Raw genomic sequence first — 20582 nt, 5'->3', positions numbered from 1 at the left:
CCTTGGGTCAGTGGGCGGTCCGGACGTAGATCAGACCGGCCTTCGGGTTGCGGCGGTCGTTGCGCAGGGCGTGCGTCTGGACGGCCCGGAACAACTCGGCGCCGTCGAGGTTGACGACGGTCGTCACCTCGGCCGCCTGGGCGCCGCCCCCGTACCCGGCCGCGCCGGGGGCGCTGGCGAAGGCAAGGCCCGGGGCGATGGTCTGGGCGGACAGCCCGGCGGACATGGCGGCCACCGCACGGACGGCCACATGGGCGTGGTCGGCGACGCCCTGGGCGATGCCGTGCGGAATCCACTGCCCGACCTCGTCGGCCATGACCTTGGAAGGACTGCTGATGCCAAGGAAGCTCTTGGCGCTGTTGAGCGCGTCGCCCGCCAAGTTCTTGATTTTGTCGGTGACCCAGTGCTCGGCGCGCTCGATCCCGTGGACCACGCCCATCACGATGTTGTGGCCGACGTCGAGGAACTGGTCACCGATGTGCTCGACCTCGCGCAGCGGACCTGACACGGCGTCAGTCACGGCGTCGGAGATCTGCCCGCCGATGTGCACCAGCTCGTGCCAGGTCTCGGTGATCGGCGTGATGATCAGTTTCTTGATCCACCGCCAGGCGAAATCGGCCCCCTCCGACAGTTTCTGCCAGGTCGCGGAAAAGAAGCCGGTCACGGTCCCCCAGACGGACCGCGCCACGGACTCTATTTCCTTGTGGCAGTGATTCCAGACAGCCAGGATCGCGGCTATCGGCGGCGCGAAAATGACCAGCAGAAGCGGCCACCATTTGCGGAAAAATCCCACGACAGAATGGACAACTTCCATGATCGGCCCGGCGATGTCATCGCGCCATATGTGCTCGGCCTCCTTCGCCAGCCACCGCCAGATTCCGGCGATGAAATGGCCGACTTCACCCGCCACACCGGATATCGCCGCCCACACGGTTTTCCAGTGCTGGACGAGAAGCACGATTCCGGCGATCAGCGCGACGATCCCGAGAACGATCCACGTGAACGGATTGATCTCCAGGGCGACGGCCCACGCATAGGCGGCAATCGTGGCCTCGACGATCGCCACGACCAGGATGCCGCCGATCACGGCGGCGACCGCCGCGGCTGCGCTCTGGTGCTTGGCCAGCCAACCCGTGAACTCGGCGATCCCGCCGATGATCTTCGTTACGACGGGAAGCAGGTACTGCCCGATCTGGATGACGACGGCCTCAAGGCTGGCTTTCGCCTCGGTCATCTTCTGATTGAAGTTCTTCTGGACATCGGCCCAGCCTTCAATGTTTTTCCCGCCCGCTTTGACGTGCTCGGAGATGACGGCGGTGTTGTTCTTGAAATCCGCCATGTGCGGGCCGGTCAATTCCAATGCGGCCTGCATGGATTTGGTGCCGCCGACCATTGTCGCGAGAGCACCGATGTACGTCTGCTGGTCCGGCGCGAGGTTCGCCAGGACCTTCTGATAATCGCTGGTATTCTTGGCCGCTTTCTGCAGATGCTCGATCAATACCGTTCCGGCGGGCCCCATTTTCGCCTGAATAGCGTTGGTGAGCATTTCCAGGGTCGACGCCAGCCCATTTTTGCCGAGGTTCTGCGAGACCTGGACGGACGAAAGTCCCAGGGATTTCATTTCCTGGGCAGCTTTTCCGCTTGGGTTTTCCAGGGCGCCGATGGTCTGCCGGAGGTAGGTCGCGGCGACGGCGGCCGGGGTGCCCTGGCTCGTCATGGTCGACATCGCGCCGAGTACCTCGTGCAGCCCGACGTGCGCGGCGGCGGCGCTTGGCAGGATCGTCGACAGCGACCCGGCCAACTCCTCCATGGTGGTCTTGCCCTGGCCCTCCGCCGCCACCAGTGCGTTGGTGACCTCGGCCGCCTGACCGGCGCCCAACTTGTAGGCGTTGAGCCCGGTCGTGACGGCGTCGGCCACGGTCTTCAGGTCGGCCGCGCCGACCTTGGCGCCCATCGCCGACATCTTCAGGACATTCAGGGCGTCCGCACCGTGGTAGCCGGCCGACTCGACCTGATAGAGCCCGGCCGTGAGTTCGCCGGTGGACTGGCCGACCTGCCCGGCCATGGCGAGCACGCCCTGCGAGACCGTCGCCATGTTCGCGGCCGTCTCGCCCGCGCCCGTACGGACACGCGTCATCTGCGACTGGAAGTCGGCGGCCATCTTGACCGCGCCCGCCGCGGCGCCTGCGGCGGCCAGGCCGATACCGGCGACGGCCGCGCCCGAGACCCGCCCGAACTGCTGAAAGCTGGTCTCGCCCTCGGCCGCAGTGCGGCTGGTCTCCTGCTTGACGTCCGCCATCGCCCGGCGGACACCGTCGGACTTGCCGAGGAACTCGACGAACACCGGGGGCAAGCTCGGCACGACCGCTCACCCCCGTCTCTGGTCAGCGAGTCGGGGCAGTGCGGCGGCACCCGGTCAGCGGTGAACGGCGCGGTTCCAGGCTTTGAGCCAGACCGCCCCGAACTTCGGGGTGGCCTTGTCGATCCCGGGTTTCAGGTAGGGGAAGCGGCCTTCGGTACGGCCCTTGTAGAGGTTGCGGACCTGCCCGCCGACCCCGACGCCGCCAGCGAATCCCTGGGGCGTCTTGCGTGGCTTGCGCACGCCGCCGACGCCCTTCGCGAGCGTGCCGGTCAGCCGCCCGGGCCCACCCGCGCGCGGCTGGTGGTGCGGGGACAGACCCAACTTGACTGCCTCGCCGGTCCGTTCGGACATGCCACGGTGGTCCCACCGGGGCCGGCCGCGCATCTGCGCCCGCACGCTCCCCTTGGCGATGTTCTGCGTAGCCTTCAGCGCTGCGACGGTGGCGCGGTCGACGTCGCGGCTCATCCGGTCCAGACCGGCGTGCAGCTCGGCCAACCCTTCGATGTGGATGCCGAGTTCAGCCACTGCCCGCCCTCTCCTGCACGTTGGCGCGGGCCTGGGCGACCGCATCGTCGACGGCGAGCAGCCAGTCGAGCTGTTCGGCGGGCAGGTCCAGCCACGTATCCGGCGGGCCGACGACCTGGCACAGCCGCCACGTGCGGTAGTGCTCCATCGGCAGCTGGTCGGCGCGGTAGTCGAAACGCCCCTCTACCGCAGCCCTCAGGCGGTAGAGGGCACGATAGGGGACGCCTCGTCCATCGTCGGGCGCAGGTCGACGCTGCCGGCCGCCGAGTCCTTGCACAGCTCGCTCAGCTCGTCGTACACGGCGCCGGGCAGGTTCTGCAGGGCGTCGAGCGTCACGTCGGGGCCGTAGGACCAGCCCATGACGCGCTGCAGGATGGAACGGTCCTGCAGCTGGAACACGAGGTCGATACCGTCCTCGCCCATCTGCGCCGCCATCTGCGCGGCCTGCTTCTCGTCGACCGCCGGGGCGGCGCCGTCGGCGGCGTGCTCGACCACGGTCGAGAACGCCGGGTTCCCGGCCATGAGCATCTGCAGTTTGCGGACCGGGCGGCGCAGCCGCTCGGGGATCTCGCCCGGGTCGCGCAGGTCGGCCCAGCCGCCCGCCGTCAGGGTTTCGCGCTTCACTGGTGGTCTCCTACTTGTAGGTGCCGCTGGGCAGGGCGTTGGTCAAGGTGGCCTTGATCGGGCTGTATCCGCCGGACGTGCCGGCGTCGGTGGCGTTGGCGATGGCGCGGAAGGAGATGGGCAGCTCCCAGTACTCTTTGCTCGGCGACGGGGTCGCCTCGGGGTAGTAGACCTGCGAGCAGTGCAGGACAAGCCCGTTCGCTGCGGCGCCGCTGCCCTGAGTGCAGGACACGTCGAGGCTCTGCACGGCGGACGCCTGGTAGGCGGTGCGCTGTGTCGAGTCCTCCATGACCATCGTCAGCTTGCCCTCGACGCCGATGTCGCCGCCCCACACGCTGTAGGGGTTCTGCGTCCCGTTGGCGGCCTTGATCACCTCCACCTTGCGCTTGATGGTCAACTCACCATCGAGCACGGCGACTTGGGTTCCGGCGAGCTTGGTCACGATGGCCCAGGTGGCGAACGGGCGTAGCGCGCCCTGGGCCGGGGCGGGCGGTGAGGCGAGCACGGTGTACGACCAGCCGTCGCCCTTCGCCGTCCAGGTGAACAGCCCGTCGGCGTTCCATTTGAAGCTGATTTCGTTCAGGCGGACGCCCGGGTACTGCCACGCGCCGAGGTTCGGGTCGACGACGGTCCAGGTCTTCGAGACGCCCTGTGTGTCGCCCGTGCAGAGCGCGGCGAACGCGGTCGCGTAGGGGGCGGCCGAACCGGTCACGACGATGTCGCCGAGCAGGCCGGCCAGGACGTGCCCGATGCTGTCGGCGAAGACGTCGCCGCCGAGGTCGAGTTGGGCGCCCTTCTGGCCCTGGACGATGCCGTAGACCTCGACCGGTGCGCCCCGGATGCCCTTGTCTTCCTGGTTGCCGACCAGGTCTTTCGGGGTGAAGGTCTTCCACGGCACCCACATGGACGGCGGGGCCGGCGTGCCGGGGGTGGCGGTGGCCTCGGTCCCGACTCCGACCGCTGCGAGGTGAGTTGGCTTAGGCATTGGCTGGTGCCTCCTTCCCCGGCGCGGCCGGCGCGGCCGGTGCGGTCGTGGCGGCCGTCGCCGTGGGCGGGGCGGGCGTCCACGCGCCGTCCCCGGGGTCGGCGCCGAGGTCGTAGGCCCGGCCCGGCACGGGAGCCAGGCCAAGCGTCGGGTAGTAGCGGCCGTCGTCCGGCCCGCTGTAGGTAAATGAGGGCATGCCTACCTGTTTCAGAGAGAGCTGACGGTCCGAGGCGCGGCCGGGCGTATCATCGGAGCATGGGGCTATCGCTGATTGACACTCAAGCGCTCGGTGCGCTGTTGGGTGCCTCCGGCGTCGATCTGCATCCGCGCGAGGTTGCGAAGCTTGTGCAGCGGGTTGCGGCCCTGCCGCAACAGGATCGGGACCACCTTCAAGATTTGCTCAGGTCCACGGCAATGGACCTGGCGCACCAGCGTGAGGTGGCCGCCGAGCACTTCCCTGCTCGGCAGATCGTCTCAACTGCGTCCAACCGGTGTGTTGTTGGGGTGTGGGCTTATGAGACCGAGGCCTGGCTCAACCACCAGGTCAGCGGCGGGGCAGGTGGCGAGGAACGATCAGACCGTCCTGACTCTATTGATCTGCCTGGTCTTGAGTCGGCGTCGGGCAAGCGTTACAGCACGACCAAAGCCGCACTTTGGCTTCTCCAGACTGTTGAGCCCGCTTCGGAGGTTGGCTCGACGAGCGAAGGCACCAGCGAATGGCACGTCCACGGTCCGTTCTCCGGTGGCATCACCCGCAGCATTGAGCAGGCGCTCGCCAACGTCCGGTATGCGCTTCTCCTGCTAGCTATCCCAGCAGTTCGTCCGCGTCGGGCCGTGATGCGACCGACGCACTACCCCCGGACCTGGGCTTGTGCTTGTGGCTCGGAAAGACTGGCTGGCCCGGTGATTCCTCGCGCGCCCCAAGGCGCACCTCTGCTGACGTTCTGTCCGCAGGGGCGCCGGGATCAGCCGCGCAGGTGGTTCTGTCTGGCGGCATAAAGGCCGGTGTCCCTTCCTAACCGAAGGTGACACGTGTTTCCGATCGATCTTCCACAGAACACGCCATGGCCAGCCGTTTGCGTGCTGTCCCTGGCAGCCCTGTTCCTCCTCTTCATCATCCGCTTGGTCCGTGCGGTCATGCCGTCGGAGTCAGGCGACCGCTTGAAGTGGTGGGAAGGGTTTTGGAATCGCCCCAGGCGCTCAAAGGAGCGGAAGGGCCGACGGGTGCTGGCAGTCGTGATGTGGTGGCGGCCTCCTCCATCGCCGTTCGATGATGACCGGCTGACGATGATTGGGCGAAAGGTCGTTGTGCTTCGCGGGCCGGAGTCCGACGAGCGGGATGTCGGTTGAACCTTGCCTAAAGCGTCTTCAGGCAGTCGACGACGATCTCGATCGAGACGTGCCGGCCCCGGTGCTCGTCGTCCCACCCGGCGGTGTGGGTGGCACTGGCGGGGCGGGCGCGGTCGACGGCGCCGCCGAGGGACGGGTCACTGCGCACGACAGCGACGACCAGGTCGGCCAGTGCGCGGGCGCGGGCGAAGGTTCCGGCGGGGTCGTCGCCACCCCGGAATGTGTCCACGGTGATGTGCACCTGGTAGTCCTCGCGCAGCCACCCCGCCCCGCCCGAGCCGACGCCGGATTCGGGGCTGTAGGTCTGGTGGACTTCCCCGATGCTCACGATGTCGTCGGGCTGGTACGGCCCGGGTTCGTCGAGGCACACGAGCAGCTCGGACGACTTGGACAGCGGGTCGGGGGCGAGGTTGGCCTGCAGTTGGGCGAACAGCCAGGCGCGGGCGGCGGGGATGCTGCTGGCCGGGACGGCACCGATGGGGGTCGTCATGCGATCCCCGGCGCGCGGCGGTACGGGGCCCAGAGTTCGAGGACCCTGTCAGGGAGCGCGAAGCCCATCGGGATGTGCGTTTCGCCGCCGTCCATCGCGGCGCCGCCGAACCGGGGCCGGCCGCCCTGCTGGGTCATCTGCCACAGGTGTCTGATCAGCTCAAGTGAGCCGAGGCGTACGGACCATGGGACGGTGGTGCGGCCGGCGGTGTAGGTGATCCGGATGTTCTTGGACCCGAGCGCGAAGACGGCGGCCTGCGCGCCGAACGTCCTGCGGGTGATCTCGCCGGTCTGGTAGTCGACGGTGTAGGAGAACGCGTTCATCTGCGACCCGAGCGGCTGCTCGGTCAGCGCGAACCCGTACAGGCCGTAGTACTCGACGACGGACTGCACGGACAGGACCGGGTGCCAGTCGGGGACGACCGTGCCCGTGCCGCCGTCGAAGGTCTGGGTGTGCTGCTCGGGGACGAATGGGCCGCAGACGTCCTTGGCCAGTTCACCGGCGGCGAGGATGAAGCCCTGCAGCTCGTCGTCGGATGTCTGGGTGGTCTGCGGGATGTTGAGGTGGGCGCGGACGCTGGCGATGTCGACGATCTGTTCGAGGCCCATGCCGCGGACCTGGAACTGACCTTCGCTGACCCAGCCGGTGCCGGGGCCGGTGGCGGTCCACCGGTACAGCCACACTCCGGGGGCGGCCACGGCGGGCACCACGGCGGCGTAGGTGCCGCCGCCCTGGGGGCCGGCCGCCGGGGTGGTGATCTGCCCAGTGGGGTCGGTGACGGTCAGCACCACGGCCAGGGCGCCGGTCGCCGGCTGACCGATGTCGGTCAGCACGGTGGCTGTCAGCCCGACGTCCTGACCGGTGAAGTAGATGAGCGCCATGGGCGGTCACCCCCTTCGGTTCAGCGGTAGCGGCGGTGTTGGCGGTGGTGGGCTCCGCTGCGGTGCTGGTGGTGGGCGCTGCGGTGGTGCTGCTGGTGGCGGGCGCTGCGGTGGTGGCGCAGGTGCCGGCGGCGGGCGTGCCGCTGGCGGGAGGCGTGCAGCCGTTGGTGGTGCAGGGTACGGCGGTGAGCGGCCTTGTGACGCTTGCGGGTCAGGTGCTTGGCGTGCCGGATGCGGTGGCGCTCGTGGCGGCGGTGGTGCAGGTGGGTGCGGTGGCGGTGCTTGAGCTGGTGGTGGTGCTTGAGGTGCTTGCCCTTGGCGCGGTGCTTGACGTGGTGCAGGCGTGGGCCTTTGCGGTGGTGACGCTTGGAGTGGTGGGCCCGCCTGTGGTGGTGGGAGTGCAGGCGGCTGCGTCGCCGGGGGCCGGAGACGTGGCCACGGTGCTGGGCGTGCCCGCGCCGGGTCCGCTGCTGGGAGCGGACCCGGCGCAGGTGCCGGGCGAGTTCTGCGGCCACGGCGGCTACTTTGCGGCGGGGTCGGCCGCTGGCTTCGCCGTGGCGGTGTCGAGCGCGGCGTCGAGCTTCGTGCCGACCTCGTGCAGGTCCCTGGCGGCGGTGTCCTCGACGCTCTGCGCGTCGGACAGGCGCTTGACGCTGGCAGGCACGACCCCGGCGCCGGAGGCGATGGCCTGGTGCACGCCCTCGCGGATGCGGGAGAGTTCGGCGCGGATGTCCGCCTGGATGGTCTTCTCGCCGTTGCGGATGGCGCCTTCAAGCTCGGTGAGCAGGCCCTTGGCGTAGTTGATGATGTTGGACATGCTGGCCTTCCTGGGCATGGGGAAGGCCCGGCCGGGGGCGGACCGGCCGGGCCTCGGGGAGGGGTGGTTAGAAGGTCGGCGCGATGAGGCCGGTTCCGGAGATGGTGGCGATGGACTGCGGGTAGCGGCCGGCCTGGAACGAGGCGTAGTTGTAGAGGCGGCACAGGACGGAGAGCTGACCGGCGTAGGTCTGCTCGAAGGTCTCGGCCCTGACGTTGCCCTCCCACGACCAGAGGTCGTCCATCTTGGCGACGATCACTTCGTCCTGGTTGGTGCCGGCGCCGAGCGTGGTGGGCAGCAGCGGGTCGAGGTAGACCGGCAGGCCCAGGATCGAACCGGCCAGGCCCTGGGCGACGTTGTCGTCGAACACCGCGAGGGCGTTCATCGGGTTCATCGCGTTGGGGACGACGAGCGGGCGGTTGGCGGTGTCGACGGCGGAGACGATCCACCACCAGCGGCGCGGGTGCATGATGATCGCGTTGGGCGACAGGAAGCGGCTGGTGTGGATGCCCTGGATCGCGGAGGCGATCTTCGTGAACAGGCTGTTCGGCCCGGCAACGGCCGGGGTGGCGGACGTCCACGTGACGGTGGTGGTACCGGCCAGGGTGAGCAGTCCGGTGACCTGCCCGTTGGTGCCGGTGCCGGAGAGCACCTGCAGGTCGTACTTCATCGCGTAGTCCTCGGCGAGGTCCTGCAGCACGACGTCGTCGATGTTCAACGGGCTCTGCTGGAGCAGCTGAAGACTGATCGTCTGCCCGCCCGCGATGGTGACCACCGGGCTGGAGATGCTCGACGTGGTCAGGTCCTGCTGGACGATGCCAGTGTTCTGGTTGACCTGTGGGGCGGCGGCCGTGCCGCTGTTGATCTTCGGCAGGGTGATGACGTCGGTACCCGGCGGCACCTCCCCCTGACGGCACAGGTTCGCTGTGGTGCGCCCCGGGCGGACGTACTTGATGAACTCGGTCTCCAGCCAGAGGGGCGGCACCAGCTCGCCGCCGCCGCCCATGCCGGTGGAGATGGCGCGCTGCTCGGCGCCGCCGTCGGCCTTGGCGCGGGCGTCGGCCACCTGGCGGCTGTTGCGCTCCAGCCGCTCGGCGGCGTCGCGGTCGCCCTTGCGGGTGGCCAGGTGCAGATCCTTGAAGTACGACTGACCGCGCGGGCCGGACCGGTAGACGGCCGGCTCGCTGGTGATGTGGGCGCGCGGCACGAACTGGCGGGCGATCTCGTCGGCCTGCGCATCGCGCAGGGCCTGGTCGTTGAGCGTCTTGACCCGCTCGTCGATCTCGCGGATCTCGGCCTCGTACTCGGCGAACTTCGCCTCTTCGTCGGTCGTCAGGCTGCGCTTGGCGTCGGTGGGGGCCTTGAGGACGTCGTCAAGCTCGCTACGGAGCACGCCGCGCCGCTCAAGGAGGTTCTGAATCAGCAGAGCTGACAACGGTGTCTCCTGGGTGCTGGGTGGGGTGGGTGCGCCTGCGCGCGGGCAGGCGGAAGCGCCCGGCCGGCGGGTGCGCGGTCGAGTGGGCGGTAAGGCGGTGCTGCTACAGGTCGAGCAGCCGGGCGCGGGCGGCGAACACGTCCAGCCCGGCGGACGGGCCGGCGGGACCGGTGGCGAACTCGGCGGCGAGCCGGTCGAACACCTCGCGCCGTTCGGCGGAGTCGAGCCGCTCAAGGTGCGCGGCCAGGTCGCGTGAATTCATCTGCGCCCCGGCCGTGTTGGGGTTCGCGCCGAAATTCACGATCGAGACGTCGCCCTTGTGCAGGTCGACTTCGAGGATGTCGCGCTGGGTGAAGTCGGGGGACCACACCTGACGCGTCACCCAGAACCCGAACGACATCTCGTCCACGTCGCCCCTGGTCATCGCGGAGCGCAGGGCCTGCACGTGCGGGGATGCGGGGTCGAGGTCGGCGGAGGTGTGCAGGCCGGTGGAGTCCTCGGCCAGCCGCAGCGTCTGCGACTTCGTCCGTGCCAGGGTCAACCCGCTGTGGTTGACGAGGAACGGCACATCCGCGCACGCGGCGAGGGTCTGCCGGAAGGCGCCGGAGCGCACGACCTCGTCGAACGGGCCGAGCCAGTCCTGCATTTCGTAAGGGGCTTCGGTGATGCAGGCGTAGCCCTCGAACAGCAGCGTCTCGCCGCCGGTCCCGTCCGGTTTGGCCCGCAGTTCGACGCCACAGAAGGGCAGCGAGCGGCGCTCGGCCTGGGCGGGCTGCTCGGCCCGCACGCGCAGGTCCATCACGGTCACGGCTCCTTTCCTGATTCGGCGTCGGCCTTGGCGGTGTGCGCGCCGGGGTCTTCCGCATCCGCCTTGGTCGTGGTGGTGGAGGAGTTGAGAGGGGCGCTGATGTCGTCGCCGCCCGGGACCGGCGGCATGTTCTCCTTCGCGCGGATCTCGTTGCGGGTCATCAGCCCCGCAGTACGGGCCTGGGTGTAGACGGCGAACCGCCCGGCGGTGTCGGTGCGCAGCAGCGAGTCGACGTCGAACTGCGCGAGCTGCGGTTCGGGCAGCATCGCCGACCAGGCGTCCTCCAGCAGGCCGAACCAGTCGGCGAGCGTGTAGCGGACGAAACCCAAGGACTGCTGCTCAATTCCAGTGCCCCAGCTGGTAGTTCGGTCAACTTGGCCCAACATGTGCGGGGGCACACCGAAGGTCATCGCGATGTCCAGGTTCTGGGCGGCCCTCGTGCCGAGAAACTGCGCATCCTCGGGTGACACGGAGATCGGCGCCCACTTGGCGCCGCCGGAAAGTACTCCGATGGCATGGGAGTTGGCGATACCGCCGTGCTTGGCGGTGAAGCTCTCCTTCAGGTGCCTGGCACGCTCGGGGTCGAGGTCGCCGGGAACCTCGATCACGCCGGACAGGTGGGCACCGTCACCGAAGAACCGGCTGCCGAACTGCTCGGCGGCCAAACCCAGCCCGATGGAGTTCCGGGCGTAGGAGATGACCGAGAGCCCGGTGTCCATGCCGGGCAGGCTCATGCCGGTGATGTGGAGCATGGCGCCGGGCGGCACTTCCTGCCGGTTGACCTCGTACACCCGGCGGGTCCCGTCCCGGCTGACCCGAACCGTGTCCGGGTGCAGCGGCATCAACCGCACGGGGCGCATCCGGCTGTCCCAGCCGGTCACCAGCGCGTAGGCGTTCCCGCGCAGCAGCAGGCTCACCATCATCTGCCGGATACCGACCCGCCGGGTGATGCCGGCGATGTCGTTCTGCCCGCCGAAGGGGTCGGAGACGATCAGGGGCGGCTTGCCGACCCGCACGAAGATGTCGTTCTGCTGGCGGACCGAGTAGAGCGGCAGATTCGCGATGGCACCGGAGATGATCCGCACGCACGCGGACACCGCCAGCAGCTGCAGCGCGGTGTCCTCGGTCACCGGCACACCGGCCGGGGTGTAGGCGGCCAGCGTCCCGTTCGAGGGGATCGACCACGGGTCTCCGGCCCCGCTGGGCGCGAAGAACCGTCGGTCGGGCAGAGCCTGGGCCGCGCGCCGGAGCAGGCTCACCGTTCGATCACGACCCCGGCGACCAGCAGGGCGCCGCCCAGAACGACCAGACCGGCAGTCGTGCACCACGACCAGGCGGCGGCGTCGAGGGCAACCAGACCCGCCATGTCGAGCACCTCGGACAGGGCCTTGCGGGAGATGCGGAACCGCATCTGGCACCCCCTCTACAGGTCGGCCCAGCTGAAGAACTGGGGTGCGGGCGGTGGGAGTTCGGGCGGCTGGCAGGCGCGGTCGAGCGCCATCACGACACTGACCGCGAGGTCGATCCGGCGCGTGCTGTGGCGGTGTTCCTTGGTGAGGCGGGAGCCGCGCGCGTCGGTCTTGATCGCGCAGTTGCCGATGTGGCGGGCCAGGCGCGGGTCACCGGACTGGCTCAACTGCCGGTTGGCGACGGCTTCGTAGAACCTCTGCGTCGCCGGGATCATGCGGGCCGGTGACTGCGGATACTCCACGATCGGCAGACCTTCGGATTCCAACACCTGGTACGTCCTCGCCCACCGGTAGGGGTCGCAGACGATCTCCCTTACCGTCCACTTTCGGCAGGCGGCACGGATGGCGGCCTCGACGTCGAGGATCGGCACCTGCCAGTCGCCGACCACGGTGTCGGGGCGCTCCCACGCCTCGACGACGTCCACGTGCGGCAGGTCGCCGTCGTCGGCCGGACAGGAGACGACCGTCAACGCGGTGCTGTCGCCGTTGTAGGACCCGTCGAAGCCAAGACAGACCTCGACACCGTCCGGGACCGGCCCGGACTGCTCGCACCCCTCCCACGCCCCGGTGGGCAGCCACCGCTCAGCGACCGTGGTCCAGACGCCGAGGTGGTAGCGGGCGAACTCATGCCGGGGGATCTGGTAGTAACGGGCGGCGACGTCCGGCACTGACAGGAACTTGTCGGCGGCCGGGTTGGCGTCGCGGATCGCCTGCAGCAGCTGCTCGTGGTCGTCGAGGTCGTAGCGGTCTTCCGGGCAGCCCCAGCAGACGAACAGCATCTCGTCGTCTTGGATCTCGCCGGCGTTGACCTTCAGGCCGTACTCGTGCAGCCGCCCGGCCATGCTGTCCAGGTCGGCGCCCGGGGTGGTCGTGTTGACCACGACGGAACCGGCGCGCTTGGCCGCGCCGTTGGCGATGACCAGGTGCACACGCGCTTTGCTGCCGGTCCATTCGTGGATCTCGTCGGCGAAGAACGCCGAGGGCCGTTGGCCGTCGTTGGTGCCCGCGACGGCGGCGATCTTGTACGCGCGGCCGGGGCCGTCGGCGACCTGCACTTCGCCCTCGAAGGCGTGGAACAGGCCGGACAGGGTGGGGGATTCGGCGATCGTGGTCCGCAGGTCGCCGAACAACAGCTCGGCCTGGGAGTACGAGGCAGCGGCCACGGGGATGATCGCCGACCGCTGCGTCGCGAGCAGGTAGGCGGCCACCCATGAAGCTATCGGGGTCTTGCCGTTGCCCTTGGGGACCTCCAGCAGCGCGCGCCGGTAACGGCGGCTGCCGTCGGCCTTCAGCTCGAACAGCCAGATCAGGAAGAGCTTTTGGAACAGCTCCAGCTTGACGGGCTGGCCGAACTTGTCGCCCTCCCCGTAGCGGCAGTGCCGTTCGATCCACCGGATGACCTTCGGGCCGTCGCTGCGCGCGGTGGTCAGCGGCGGTGCGGACAGCGGCCGGGGCACTGCGGCCGGCCAGGGCAGTACCTCAGCCGGTGAGGAAGGCGCGCGGGTCGTCATCGTCGGCGCCCCCCTCCGCGTCGGCCGTCAGGTCGGCCAAGGACGTCTGCGCTTCGGCGATCTTCACGCCGAGGCGGAGCCGGTTCAGGGGGCCGATGCCGAGCTGCTGCTCGTCCTGCTTGATCGACGCTTCGATCTGGTAGGCGAGCGCGTACAGGCCGTTGGGCTTGAGTTGGCCGGTCGAGCCGGTCACGACCGGGTCGGCGTCGGCCAGGCTCAGCATTCGGTGGTAGCGGTCGAGGTTGCGCACCCAGCGGTCGACCAGTGAGGCGTCACTCGGCCGGATCGCCCCGGCGACGACGTCGCCCCAGTACGCGGCCCACCCGGCGGTGGCGGCCGGGACGAGGTCGGCGGGCGGCTCTGGTGCCTCCCCGGTGGGCGCTGTGACGGCGCCCAGGTCCCGGGCGTTGCGGCGCTGCCGCTCCTCGGGCGGCTTGGGCAGCGGTCCAGGCACTGAACCACCGCCCCTCATGCTCAATTCGAAAGACGTCCCTCCGCCTGATCAATCAAAGTCGAAATCTTGTTAATGTACTCGTGCACAATGGGGAGAACTTCCCTGTCCTTGTATACGCCTCCCGCAAAATGCCACTCAATTCGGTGGCTCGACGGAGGTTCGGGCGGCGATATATCCGCTGACTCGGCTTCCGGCTCTGGTTCTGAGCTGATAACGGAGAGCTCTTCGTCGGGCTGATCTTTGCGCTTGATGGTCAGGTCTACCGATGCCACAACTCCAACGCTCGCTGAGTCTGTCGCTCCCGCGCTGTCATAAACGTGGATGAAGTGGTGGGCGGTCTTCCGATCCTGTCCGGCCTTGAATTCGTCATCCCGTACATCCTTGATGAATTTGAGCAAGACGTCTTCATTTGTGCCCTTCCACCAGTCAAGAACGGAATTGGGCGGATGACATTCCCTGATTTCGTCGTTTAGGATTGATCCAACTCGCCTAATCATGGCAATGCCGGAGATGAATTCGACACGGAACAATTCGCTGTCGGACGCTGCATCTTCAAGCAGGCCGTAATGGCGTTCTGCTAGCTCCAGCGCTTTTCGACTCTTTTCTAGTCTCATACTCCAATGCTGGCGCAAACGAGGTGGAACGGCCACCGGCCGTGATGTGCTGCCGTCTGCCGGGATCTGTCGGTTCCCGAAAAATCCACTCAGAACCCGTACAGGAAGTTTTGGGGCGGGGGGCAGGGTCCGGAGATGATCACCCCCGCGGCATCTACCCACCCCCTGGTATGCGGCTACCGGGCGGGGTGTCCGTCACCGTGGGTCACCCGTCGGGGGTCACCGGTTGCGCTTGCGGCTGTTGCACGAGCGGCACAGCGGGGTGAGGTTCTCACGCTGGTCGCCGCCGCCGCGCGACTTCGGTAGGACGTGGTCGGCGGTCAGGTCCTCGGCTGGGTGAGCAGGAACGCCGTAGCCGGGGCACCAGCCGCCGTACTGCGCTCGGTGCTTCGCCAGCACGGCGGCGGCCGTGCGGCGGTAGGCGGTGCCGTAGCCGCGCTGTGAGGCACTGCCGCGCAACTGGTCTTGTCTGGCTTGCCATTCGGCCTGATGCCGGTCGCACCGACTCGGATTGCGTGTGAGCACGCTGCAGACCAGGCATGGACGCCGACGCATCGTCACATCACCTCGCAATGCTCGTTACTTCTAGTGATAGCAGCGCATCGAGTAGTTCGAGGAGACCGCATGTCCACTACCTTCAACAGCCAGGGCATCGCCACGGAAATCGATTCCACGGCGAACCCGGACGGCAGCTACACCTACGAGGCGACGATCTCCGGTCTGAAGCTGACGTGGAACGATGGGCGCGCCGATCATGAGTGCAAGGTCACTGCGCAGTTCACCGTCTCGACTCCCTCCGCGATGGACGTCCCCGGGCACGGCAACGTATTCCGGCTGGGAGACGGATACAACGTGCACGTCACGGGAACGGACTTCGACCAGTAGCCAGCAGGTTGGTGGTTGTACGCTCCGGGCTGCCCTTGACGAAGGTCGGAATGTACTGGTGGATGCGGCCCTCGAACAGCGTTGGCCGGTCGAGGTGCATGCGCGCCCTGCGATGGTGTCGTGAAGCGCGAACAGCCCCGCCGGTAGGCGGGGCTGGTGCCGATGGACTTCCGGGCACGCCGGAAGCGCTTCGAACTTTAGATCACGGACAGGTAACGGCGCAAGAGCGTTCTACTGCCTACTGGTCGTCGGGCTTCTGGGCCTGACGGGTGTCAGCCTCTTGTTGAGCGGGCTCGGCCTGAAAGCTCTCCATCGCTGCCGCCATCTCCGTAACGATGTTGGCCAGGGGATCAGGCGATGGACTGACCTCGCCCGCAACATATGGCTGACCTGTGCCGCGGGCGAGGAGTTCGCGCGCCCGCTCGAACGCGCCCTCGGGGTCCGCTAGAGCGGCCTGCTCCGCCATGGCCCGGACCCTGTCCAGGGTCTCGGGTGTGGCGACGCTGAGCAATGCCTCGGGCACGTCTGGCTGTAGCCACACCTGGGCCATCGCCGAGGCGTCTGCCGCGACTTCGATCACGGCCTCGGCGGCCTCTCTGGTGATGGACTGCGGCAGCTGAAGTTGTCCCGCCTGGTCGTAATCGACGTACAGGCCGCGCAGCTTCAGATCGTGCGTCCCCTTGGAGTTCGTTACGATCTCGGCCAGTCGACTCTGGACGGTCTGGCCGCCGAGGCCGTTCGCCAGCGACTGCATGCCGAGACTCTCGATCAGCTTTCTCGGGTGCGTGCGCCATGACTTCCAGAACTCCGGTGCGAATCCGGGGCCAGCGCCGATCGCGTAGAGGCACAGGTTTGCCTTGCCGAACTCTTCGAGGGCCAGCACGGCAAGTGAGTAGGCGCGCGGCACTCGCCCGGCTTCCATGAGCACCCTCGCATCACCGAGGAGATCGTCGGCATTATTGATCACGGCCGGAATGATCCGGAGGAGTTCAGGCGCGTCTGGGATCGGTGCAGTCATGGGTCTCAGGATGGGCCCGGATGCCAGCAGCGCGCACCCGAATTCTCCCCACATGTCGTCGAACGGTACGGGCGGTGCGGCGGGAATCCGCCGCACCGCACCGGGCGGCTCAGGCCGCCGCTCTGCTCGCCAGGGCGGTAGCGAGCGCGGGCAGGTCCGTGATGCCCCAGACGCGCAGCCCGTCCGGGTCGACCGGCACGGGCGCTGTGCACGACGGGCCGGTCGAGCAGGTGGCCCTCGGTGCTTCGCCGGGGGCGGTGTGCACGGTCAGCTCGCCGCCGCACCACGGGCAGGGCCGGTCCTCGACGGGGGTCGAGCGCGGGTCGAGCTGCAGGGCGTGCAGCACGAGGCGCTCGCACTGCCCGGCGACGCGCACGGCCTCGTGCCGCAGGTGGCCCGGCAGCAGGCCGAACAGGGCCGGCCGTGCGGTGTAGTCCGCCTGCTGCTCCGGGGCGGTGTCGTCGTCCAGCAGGCGGCCCTCGACCCACACGGCGGCCCAGTGCGCGCCGTGGCGGCGACTGCCGGGGTCGGTGGGGCTCGGGTAGCGCCAGCGGCGCGGGTCGTCGGCGTCGGCCGGATCGTCGGCCCACACGGGCACCCGGCCGGGGCTGCTGGCCAGCTGGCGGGCGATCGGGCGCTGCACGGCGGCGGCGAGGGTGTCGGCGAGGTCGAACAGCATCCGTTCGACGCGCACGGCGGCGTCGAGGGCGGTCAGGTTGGCCGGTGCGGGGTGCTGGCGCAGGGTGAGCGGCGTCCGGTCGGTGACCGGCAGCGCGGCGTCGTCGGCGGCCTGCTGCTGCGCCAGGTGCGTGGACAGCTGCGCGGGCGGCCACGCGGCGGGCGGCGGCGTCTCGATCGCGACCATCAAAGCGGCCCACTCCTGGCGGACGGTGCGCAGCTGGGCGACGGCTCGGTGCAGTTGGGCGGGCTGGTACACGGTGCGCTCTCTCCAGGCGTCGGTGCATGGGCAGTTGGGTGACCTGGGCGCCCCTCTTGCAGGTACGGGGGCGCCCAGGCCGGTCATCGGGCCGACGGCTTCGGCGGGTTGAGACCGGCGAGTCGGTCGGCGGCGTCGGCGAAGGTCAGGCTGTGCAGCAGCTGCGCGGCGAGGATCTGCTCGTACGCCTGCTGGCTGATCCGGACCGGCACGGGCTTGCCGTCCAGCACCGCGTGCCAGGCGGCGAGTTCGGCCTCGGCCTGTCGGCCGCGCTGCGCCCGTGCCACCGCGCGGCGCAGGGCGCGCCGCAGCAGGTGGGCGCGGCGTCGGCCCTCGGCGGCGAGGCGCGACCACTCGGTGCACCAATCCCGGTACGTGGCCATGTCGCGGACTCCGGCGCGCAGCAGCGCGGCCTCGGCCGGGAGCAGGGCGCCGCGCTCGGCGCGGTCGATCAGGTGCAGCAGGGCCTCGGCGTCGGCGCCGTGGCCGCGCGGGGCGGTGTGGTGGTGGGTGCTCATGCGGCGTGCTCCTGTCGGGCGGGCCGGGCGGCGGCGTCGTCGGTGCGGGTCGGGTGCGGGGTGCGGCGGCGGGTCCAGGTGCCGGGCCGGTCTGGGGTGGCGTTGGTGCGGCGCCGGCACTGCTCGCCGACGGGTGCGCGGCACCAGCCGCACGGCACGGATAGGGCGTCGGGCCTGCCCGCCGCTGCGGCGGCCTGGCGGGCGGCGCGGGCGGGCCGGTACGGGGCGAGTGCTTCGGCGGCGTCGGCGGGCAGCGCGCGGCCGGCGATGCGGGCGGCGACCGTGGGGTGCGGGCCGCCGGTCAGCTGCCGGGAGCCGCTCGGCGCCGCCTGCCCGGTGGCGACCGCGTTCCGCTGCGCCCGGATCGCGTCCTGGTAGGCGGCGACGTCGTCGGGGTCGACGGCCGGGCGCGGGTCGGTGTGCCGGGCGAGCAGCTCCCGGCGGTGGGCGGCCCACGGGCGGGTGATGTCCACGGGCAGAACCGGGTACGGGCTGCACTCGACGTGGCGGCGCACCGCAGCGGCGGCGTCCCACCCGCCAGGCGCCGTGGCGGGCACGTCGCGCAGCAGCTCGCACCAGGTGGCCAGCTGCCCGGCGGTCTCCGCCGGGTCGAGCAGGGCGGCGCGCGGGTCGATGCGGCCGGCGTAGGCGAGCAGCGCGGCGCACTCTTCGCGGGTCACGCGCTGTCCTCCTCGTTGCTGGCGGTGTTCATCTCGTCGAGGGCGGCCTGCAGCGCGGCGGCGTGCTGCTCGGCGCGGGAAGGACGGGAACCCGGCACGGCCTGCAGGTGGCGGCCGGCGGCCGGCGCCTCGGGCCTCTCCCTGGTGATCCACTGCTGCCAGTCGAGCCGCCACTGCTGCACGCTCCGCATCGGGCCGGTAGCCCGGCGGGCGCGCCACTTGGCCGTGGCGTAGTCGAGGCCGTCCAGTCCCAGCCGCTGCAGGTGACCGGCCGCCGACGCCCAGCCGATCAGCGCGTCGTCGGGCTCCCAGCCGGCGGGCAGAGCGCAGAGAGCAGGTCCGGGCGCAGGCCCGCTACGGCCTGAACTCTCTCTACTATCCCCACCACTCTCTACGGGTCGGGTCGGGCCGGGCCGGGACAGGTGGGACACCCCCGGACCGTCCCCCTGGGACACCGGGCCGTGACCTGCGCTTTCGCCGGAATCCGGGGGCCAATCCGGACCGGATTCGTCGCCGTCCGCCTCCGGATCGGCGCCGAACGGAGGCGGATCGGCCGGCGAATCGGCCCCCGATCGCTGGCGATTGCGCCCCCTTTGCTTCCGGTCCGCCTCGCGTTTGCGGCTGCCCTCGACGCTCGCGCGGGTCGGGTTGTAGCGCAGGAAGTCGTGCATCAGGTACTCGCCCGTGACCACGGCCGGGCACTGCGGGCAGACGTGCCCGCTCTCGTGCCACAGCCCGGACGTGACCAGCTTGGCGGCCTGCGGCCCGGTGCCGAACATGGCGGCCACCACGCCGGGGATACGGCCCTCGGTCAGGTGCTGCGCGGTGTAAGCGCCGCAGCGCAGCCACAGCCCGAGCGCGGCGTTCCCGGCCTTGATCAGCTTCGGGTGCGAGTAGGCCGTGTCGTCGACTTTGAACCAGGTCACTGGCGTGAACTCCCTTGAGAATCAGGTGGATTGGCGGATAAAGGGAGAGGTGGCAGTGGAGGGGGTCAGGCGTCCGCTGGGCGCGCGGTGAACCCGGCGCGCTCCAGCAGCAGGCGCAGCGCGTACGCCCCTTGCTGCGGCACCACGCCGTTGCCCAGCGCGTGCAGTTGCGCGGGACGGCTGAGGCCGGGGACGGCGGTCACATGACCCTGGGGCAGGCCCATCAACCACTCGACCAGGTGCGGGCTCAGACGTCCCCGATCGTCAGTTGGCCGGGGTGCGGGTCGGGTGAGCGCTTCCCATCGCGCAACTGCCGGGCCGTACGGGCCCCAATCCGATAGGCCGCCGACGACAGGGTCAGATCCCCCCGGCTGCCATGCTGGTTGGGACTGCCGTGCACTCCGTCGCTTGCCCGAGGTGTCGGCAACAGGCTGATCGTGGTTCGCAGGTTGAGGCCGCCTTGCGCCGCGTGCCCGGGGCCGGTGTGCTCCGATGCCGTCGGGCTCGGCAGCAGTCGCACCGCCAGCCCCAACGGCAGACCCATGTGGCCGCCGCTCCCGTGCCGCTCGCGCATCCTGGCCCGGCGCGCCTCCCAGCGCTCGGGCGAGATCACGTCCTGGATGAACGACGCCGTCGGGGTTGGCAGCAGGCCAGGCAAGGATGAACAGGCGCCGACGCTGGTGGGCCGCGCCGACATCGGACGCTCGAACACAGATCCACTCCGCATCCCACCCGAGACGGGCAAGGTCGGCGAGAACGGCGTCGAATCCCAAGGAAAGGTGCCCTGACACGTTCTCAAAGAGTGCGAGTCGGGGTCGTAGTACGCCGAGGGCGTGGGCAATGTACGGCCAGATATGGCGGGCATCTTCGGTTCCCTTCCGGCGTCCCGCCGTGCTGAACGGCTGGCACGGGTATCCGCCGGTGATGATGTCGACCGGCTCGACGTCGGCCCAGTCGACGACCGTCAGATCACCGAGGTTGGGCGTTACGGGCCAGTGATGAGAGAGGATCAGTCGCGAGCCGGCGTCGATGTCCGAGTGCCACGCCACTGAGCCGCCGAGGACGGATTGCACCGCCATGTCGAGCCCGCCGTAACCGGTGCACAGCGACCCGATCCGGGGACCGTCCACGGCCTCGATGGCGTCCAGGGCGTCCAACTGTCCAGGAACGACGGACAGTTCGACGCCGGAAGCGGGCCCGGTCGCGGACCGGTGGGCGCTCGGTCGGCCCGGCTCGGCCACCGTCTGCGGGTACGGGACGGCGCCGCCGTCAACGGCCAGCTGCAGCGCGACC

At 69.6% G+C, this 20582-nt stretch carries 27 protein-coding genes and 1 pseudogene; 2 read left to right on the top strand and 26 right to left on the bottom strand.

The window, feature by feature from the left end:
• Window positions 1-7 precede the first annotated feature (7 nt).
• The 6 genes from P3T39_RS01865 to P3T39_RS01840 form a co-directional block, all read right to left on the bottom strand.
• Window positions 8-2344: a phage tail tape measure protein gene (locus P3T39_RS01865; RefSeq protein ID WP_280695465.1), complete on the bottom strand. Its 2337-nt coding sequence runs from the start codon at window positions 2342-2344 to the stop codon at window positions 8-10.
• A gap of 72 nt (window positions 2345-2416) precedes the next feature.
• Complete coding sequence (locus tag P3T39_RS01860) at window positions 2417-2887, bottom strand: hypothetical protein (RefSeq protein WP_280695464.1); 471 nt, start codon at window positions 2885-2887, stop codon at window positions 2417-2419.
• The gene (locus P3T39_RS01855; protein ID WP_280695463.1) at window positions 2880-3035 is read right to left on the bottom strand and encodes a hypothetical protein; all 156 of its coding nucleotides are present in this window, start codon (window positions 3033-3035) and stop codon (window positions 2880-2882) included. The genes P3T39_RS01860 and P3T39_RS01855 overlap by 8 nt, the downstream gene beginning before the upstream one ends.
• 47 nt (window positions 3036-3082) lie before the next feature.
• Window positions 3083-3511, bottom strand: a complete 429-nt coding sequence (locus P3T39_RS01850; protein ID WP_280695462.1) for a hypothetical protein — start codon at window positions 3509-3511, stop codon at window positions 3083-3085.
• Window positions 3512-3521: 10 nt separating this feature from the next.
• A complete protein-coding gene (locus tag P3T39_RS01845) occupies window positions 3522-4496 on the bottom strand; it encodes a phage tail tube protein (protein WP_280695461.1) in 975 nt (324 codons plus the stop codon).
• A complete protein-coding gene (locus P3T39_RS01840) occupies window positions 4489-4692 on the bottom strand; it encodes a hypothetical protein (RefSeq protein ID WP_280695460.1) in 204 nt (67 codons plus the stop codon). Before P3T39_RS01840 ends, P3T39_RS01845 begins: the two co-directional genes overlap by 8 nt.
• 59 nt (window positions 4693-4751) lie before the next feature.
• Here P3T39_RS01840 and P3T39_RS01835 point away from each other — a divergent pair, with 59 nt between their 5' ends.
• Window positions 4752-5495 (top strand): hypothetical protein, encoded by a 744-nt coding sequence (locus P3T39_RS01835; RefSeq protein ID WP_280695459.1) that lies wholly within the window; start codon window positions 4752-4754, stop codon window positions 5493-5495.
• 358 nt (window positions 5496-5853) lie between these two features.
• On the opposite strand, the gene P3T39_RS01830 is transcribed toward P3T39_RS01835, so the two are convergent.
• The 12 genes from P3T39_RS01830 to P3T39_RS01775 all read right to left on the bottom strand — a co-directional run bounded on the left by P3T39_RS01830 (window position 5854) and on the right by P3T39_RS01775 (window position 14784).
• Window positions 5854-6336: a hypothetical protein gene (locus P3T39_RS01830; RefSeq protein WP_280695458.1), complete on the bottom strand. Its 483-nt coding sequence runs from the start codon at window positions 6334-6336 to the stop codon at window positions 5854-5856.
• Window positions 6333-7217: a hypothetical protein gene (locus P3T39_RS01825; protein ID WP_280695457.1), complete on the bottom strand. Its 885-nt coding sequence runs from the start codon at window positions 7215-7217 to the stop codon at window positions 6333-6335. The genes P3T39_RS01830 and P3T39_RS01825 overlap by 4 nt, the downstream gene beginning before the upstream one ends.
• Before the next feature lie 20 nt (window positions 7218-7237).
• On the bottom strand, window positions 7238-7732 hold the full coding sequence (locus P3T39_RS01820; protein WP_280695456.1) for a hypothetical protein: 495 nt from the start codon (window positions 7730-7732) through the stop codon (window positions 7238-7240).
• Between the two features lie 5 nt (window positions 7733-7737).
• On the bottom strand, window positions 7738-8034 hold the full coding sequence (locus P3T39_RS01815; protein WP_280695455.1) for a hypothetical protein: 297 nt from the start codon (window positions 8032-8034) through the stop codon (window positions 7738-7740).
• Window positions 8035-8101: 67 nt separating this feature from the next.
• Window positions 8102-9469, bottom strand: a complete 1368-nt coding sequence (locus P3T39_RS01810) for a phage major capsid protein (RefSeq protein ID WP_280695454.1) — start codon at window positions 9467-9469, stop codon at window positions 8102-8104.
• A 103-nt stretch (window positions 9470-9572) separates the two neighbouring features.
• Window positions 9573-10268 (bottom strand): HK97 family phage prohead protease, encoded by a 696-nt coding sequence (locus P3T39_RS01805; RefSeq protein ID WP_280695731.1) that lies wholly within the window; start codon window positions 10266-10268, stop codon window positions 9573-9575.
• Between the two features lie 5 nt (window positions 10269-10273).
• The gene (locus P3T39_RS01800; RefSeq protein ID WP_280695453.1) at window positions 10274-11536 is read right to left on the bottom strand and encodes a phage portal protein; all 1263 of its coding nucleotides are present in this window, start codon (window positions 11534-11536) and stop codon (window positions 10274-10276) included.
• Window positions 11533-11688 (bottom strand): hypothetical protein, encoded by a 156-nt coding sequence (locus tag P3T39_RS01795; RefSeq protein ID WP_280695452.1) that lies wholly within the window; start codon window positions 11686-11688, stop codon window positions 11533-11535. Before P3T39_RS01795 ends, P3T39_RS01800 begins: the two co-directional genes overlap by 4 nt.
• Window positions 11689-11700: 12 nt before the next feature.
• A complete protein-coding gene (locus P3T39_RS01790; protein ID WP_280695451.1) occupies window positions 11701-13257 on the bottom strand; it encodes a terminase TerL endonuclease subunit in 1557 nt (518 codons plus the stop codon).
• Window positions 13226-13711, bottom strand: coding sequence for a hypothetical protein (locus P3T39_RS01785; RefSeq protein ID WP_280695450.1), 486 nt, complete (start codon window positions 13709-13711; stop codon window positions 13226-13228). The genes P3T39_RS01790 and P3T39_RS01785 overlap by 32 nt, the downstream gene beginning before the upstream one ends.
• A gap of 20 nt (window positions 13712-13731) precedes the next feature.
• Complete coding sequence (locus tag P3T39_RS01780; protein ID WP_280695449.1) at window positions 13732-14325, bottom strand: hypothetical protein; 594 nt, start codon at window positions 14323-14325, stop codon at window positions 13732-13734.
• A 219-nt stretch (window positions 14326-14544) separates the two neighbouring features.
• Window positions 14545-14784, bottom strand: coding sequence for an HNH endonuclease signature motif containing protein (locus tag P3T39_RS01775; RefSeq protein ID WP_280695448.1), 240 nt, complete (start codon window positions 14782-14784; stop codon window positions 14545-14547).
• 165 nt (window positions 14785-14949) lie between these two features.
• On the opposite strand from P3T39_RS01775, the gene P3T39_RS01770 reads away from it, so the two are divergent.
• Window positions 14950-15210, top strand: coding sequence for a hypothetical protein (locus P3T39_RS01770; RefSeq protein WP_280695447.1), 261 nt, complete (start codon window positions 14950-14952; stop codon window positions 15208-15210).
• A 238-nt stretch (window positions 15211-15448) separates the two neighbouring features.
• Here the strand turns inward: P3T39_RS01770 and P3T39_RS01765 are convergent, their stop codons facing one another.
• The 8 genes and pseudogenes from P3T39_RS01765 to P3T39_RS01730 all read right to left on the bottom strand — a co-directional run.
• Window positions 15449-16228, bottom strand: a complete 780-nt coding sequence (locus P3T39_RS01765) for an AbiV family abortive infection protein (RefSeq protein WP_280695446.1) — start codon at window positions 16226-16228, stop codon at window positions 15449-15451.
• Between the two features lie 109 nt (window positions 16229-16337).
• Entirely contained in the window at window positions 16338-17165 is an 828-nt protein-coding gene (locus tag P3T39_RS01760) for a hypothetical protein (RefSeq protein ID WP_280695444.1), read from the bottom strand.
• A gap of 83 nt (window positions 17166-17248) precedes the next feature.
• A complete protein-coding gene (locus P3T39_RS01755; protein ID WP_280695443.1) occupies window positions 17249-17683 on the bottom strand; it encodes a hypothetical protein in 435 nt (144 codons plus the stop codon).
• Window positions 17680-18363 carry a hypothetical protein gene (locus tag P3T39_RS01750; protein ID WP_280695442.1) on the bottom strand — a complete coding sequence of 228 codons (684 nt, stop codon included), beginning with the start codon at window positions 18361-18363 and terminating at the stop codon, window positions 17680-17682. The genes P3T39_RS01755 and P3T39_RS01750 overlap by 4 nt, the downstream gene beginning before the upstream one ends.
• A complete protein-coding gene (locus P3T39_RS01745) occupies window positions 18360-19289 on the bottom strand; it encodes a mucin-2 (RefSeq protein WP_280695441.1) in 930 nt (309 codons plus the stop codon). Before P3T39_RS01745 ends, P3T39_RS01750 begins: the two co-directional genes overlap by 4 nt.
• Window positions 19290-19354: 65 nt before the next feature.
• Complete coding sequence (locus P3T39_RS01740) at window positions 19355-19513, bottom strand: hypothetical protein (RefSeq protein ID WP_280695748.1); 159 nt, start codon at window positions 19511-19513, stop codon at window positions 19355-19357.
• Window positions 19514-19536: 23 nt separating this feature from the next.
• Window positions 19537-20001 carry a hypothetical protein gene (locus P3T39_RS01735; protein WP_280695746.1) on the bottom strand — a complete coding sequence of 155 codons (465 nt, stop codon included), beginning with the start codon at window positions 19999-20001 and terminating at the stop codon, window positions 19537-19539.
• Window position 20002: 1 nt separating this feature from the next.
• Window positions 20003-20368: pseudogene (locus tag P3T39_RS01730) on the bottom strand (DNA cytosine methyltransferase); the annotation flags it as partial.
• Window positions 20369-20582: the final 214 nt, after the last annotated feature.

Origin of the sequence: Kitasatospora sp. GP82, from assembly GCF_029892105.1 — a bacterium.
In the GTDB taxonomy this organism is placed as follows: Bacteria; Actinomycetota; Actinomycetes; order Streptomycetales; family Streptomycetaceae; genus Kitasatospora.
This window is presented reverse-complemented; position numbering and strand designations above follow the sequence as displayed.

Excerpts from the sequence above, each read along its gene's own strand:
- P3T39_RS01755 (WP_280695443.1), bottom strand. The coding sequence starts at position 17,683 with ATGAGCACCCACCACCACACCGCCCCGCGCGGCCACGGCGCCGACGCC.
- P3T39_RS01740 (WP_280695748.1), bottom strand. The coding sequence starts at position 19,513 with ATGGGCCTGCCCCAGGGTCATGTGACCGCCGTCCCCGGCCTCAGCCGT.
- P3T39_RS01770 (WP_280695447.1), top strand. The coding sequence starts at position 14,950 with ATGTCCACTACCTTCAACAGCCAGGGCATCGCCACGGAAATCGATTCC.
- P3T39_RS01825 (WP_280695457.1), bottom strand. The coding sequence starts at position 7,217 with ATGGCGCTCATCTACTTCACCGGTCAGGACGTCGGGCTGACAGCCACC.
- P3T39_RS01815 (WP_280695455.1), bottom strand. The coding sequence starts at position 8,034 with ATGTCCAACATCATCAACTACGCCAAGGGCCTGCTCACCGAGCTTGAA.
- P3T39_RS01790 (WP_280695451.1), bottom strand. The coding sequence starts at position 13,257 with ATGACGACCCGCGCGCCTTCCTCACCGGCTGAGGTACTGCCCTGGCCG.
- P3T39_RS01835 (WP_280695459.1), top strand. The coding sequence starts at position 4,752 with ATGGGGCTATCGCTGATTGACACTCAAGCGCTCGGTGCGCTGTTGGGT.
- P3T39_RS01855 (WP_280695463.1), bottom strand. The coding sequence starts at position 3,035 with ATGGAGCACTACCGCACGTGGCGGCTGTGCCAGGTCGTCGGCCCGCCG.
- P3T39_RS01840 (WP_280695460.1), bottom strand. The coding sequence starts at position 4,692 with ATGCCCTCATTTACCTACAGCGGGCCGGACGACGGCCGCTACTACCCG.
- P3T39_RS01805 (WP_280695731.1), bottom strand. The coding sequence starts at position 10,268 with ATGGACCTGCGCGTGCGGGCCGAGCAGCCCGCCCAGGCCGAGCGCCGC.
- P3T39_RS01845 (WP_280695461.1), bottom strand. The coding sequence starts at position 4,496 with ATGCCTAAGCCAACTCACCTCGCAGCGGTCGGAGTCGGGACCGAGGCC.
- P3T39_RS01830 (WP_280695458.1), bottom strand. The coding sequence starts at position 6,336 with ATGACGACCCCCATCGGTGCCGTCCCGGCCAGCAGCATCCCCGCCGCC.
- P3T39_RS01765 (WP_280695446.1), bottom strand. The coding sequence starts at position 16,228 with ATGACTGCACCGATCCCAGACGCGCCTGAACTCCTCCGGATCATTCCG.
- P3T39_RS01795 (WP_280695452.1), bottom strand. The coding sequence starts at position 11,688 with ATGCGGTTCCGCATCTCCCGCAAGGCCCTGTCCGAGGTGCTCGACATG.
- P3T39_RS01780 (WP_280695449.1), bottom strand. The coding sequence starts at position 14,325 with ATGAGACTAGAAAAGAGTCGAAAAGCGCTGGAGCTAGCAGAACGCCAT.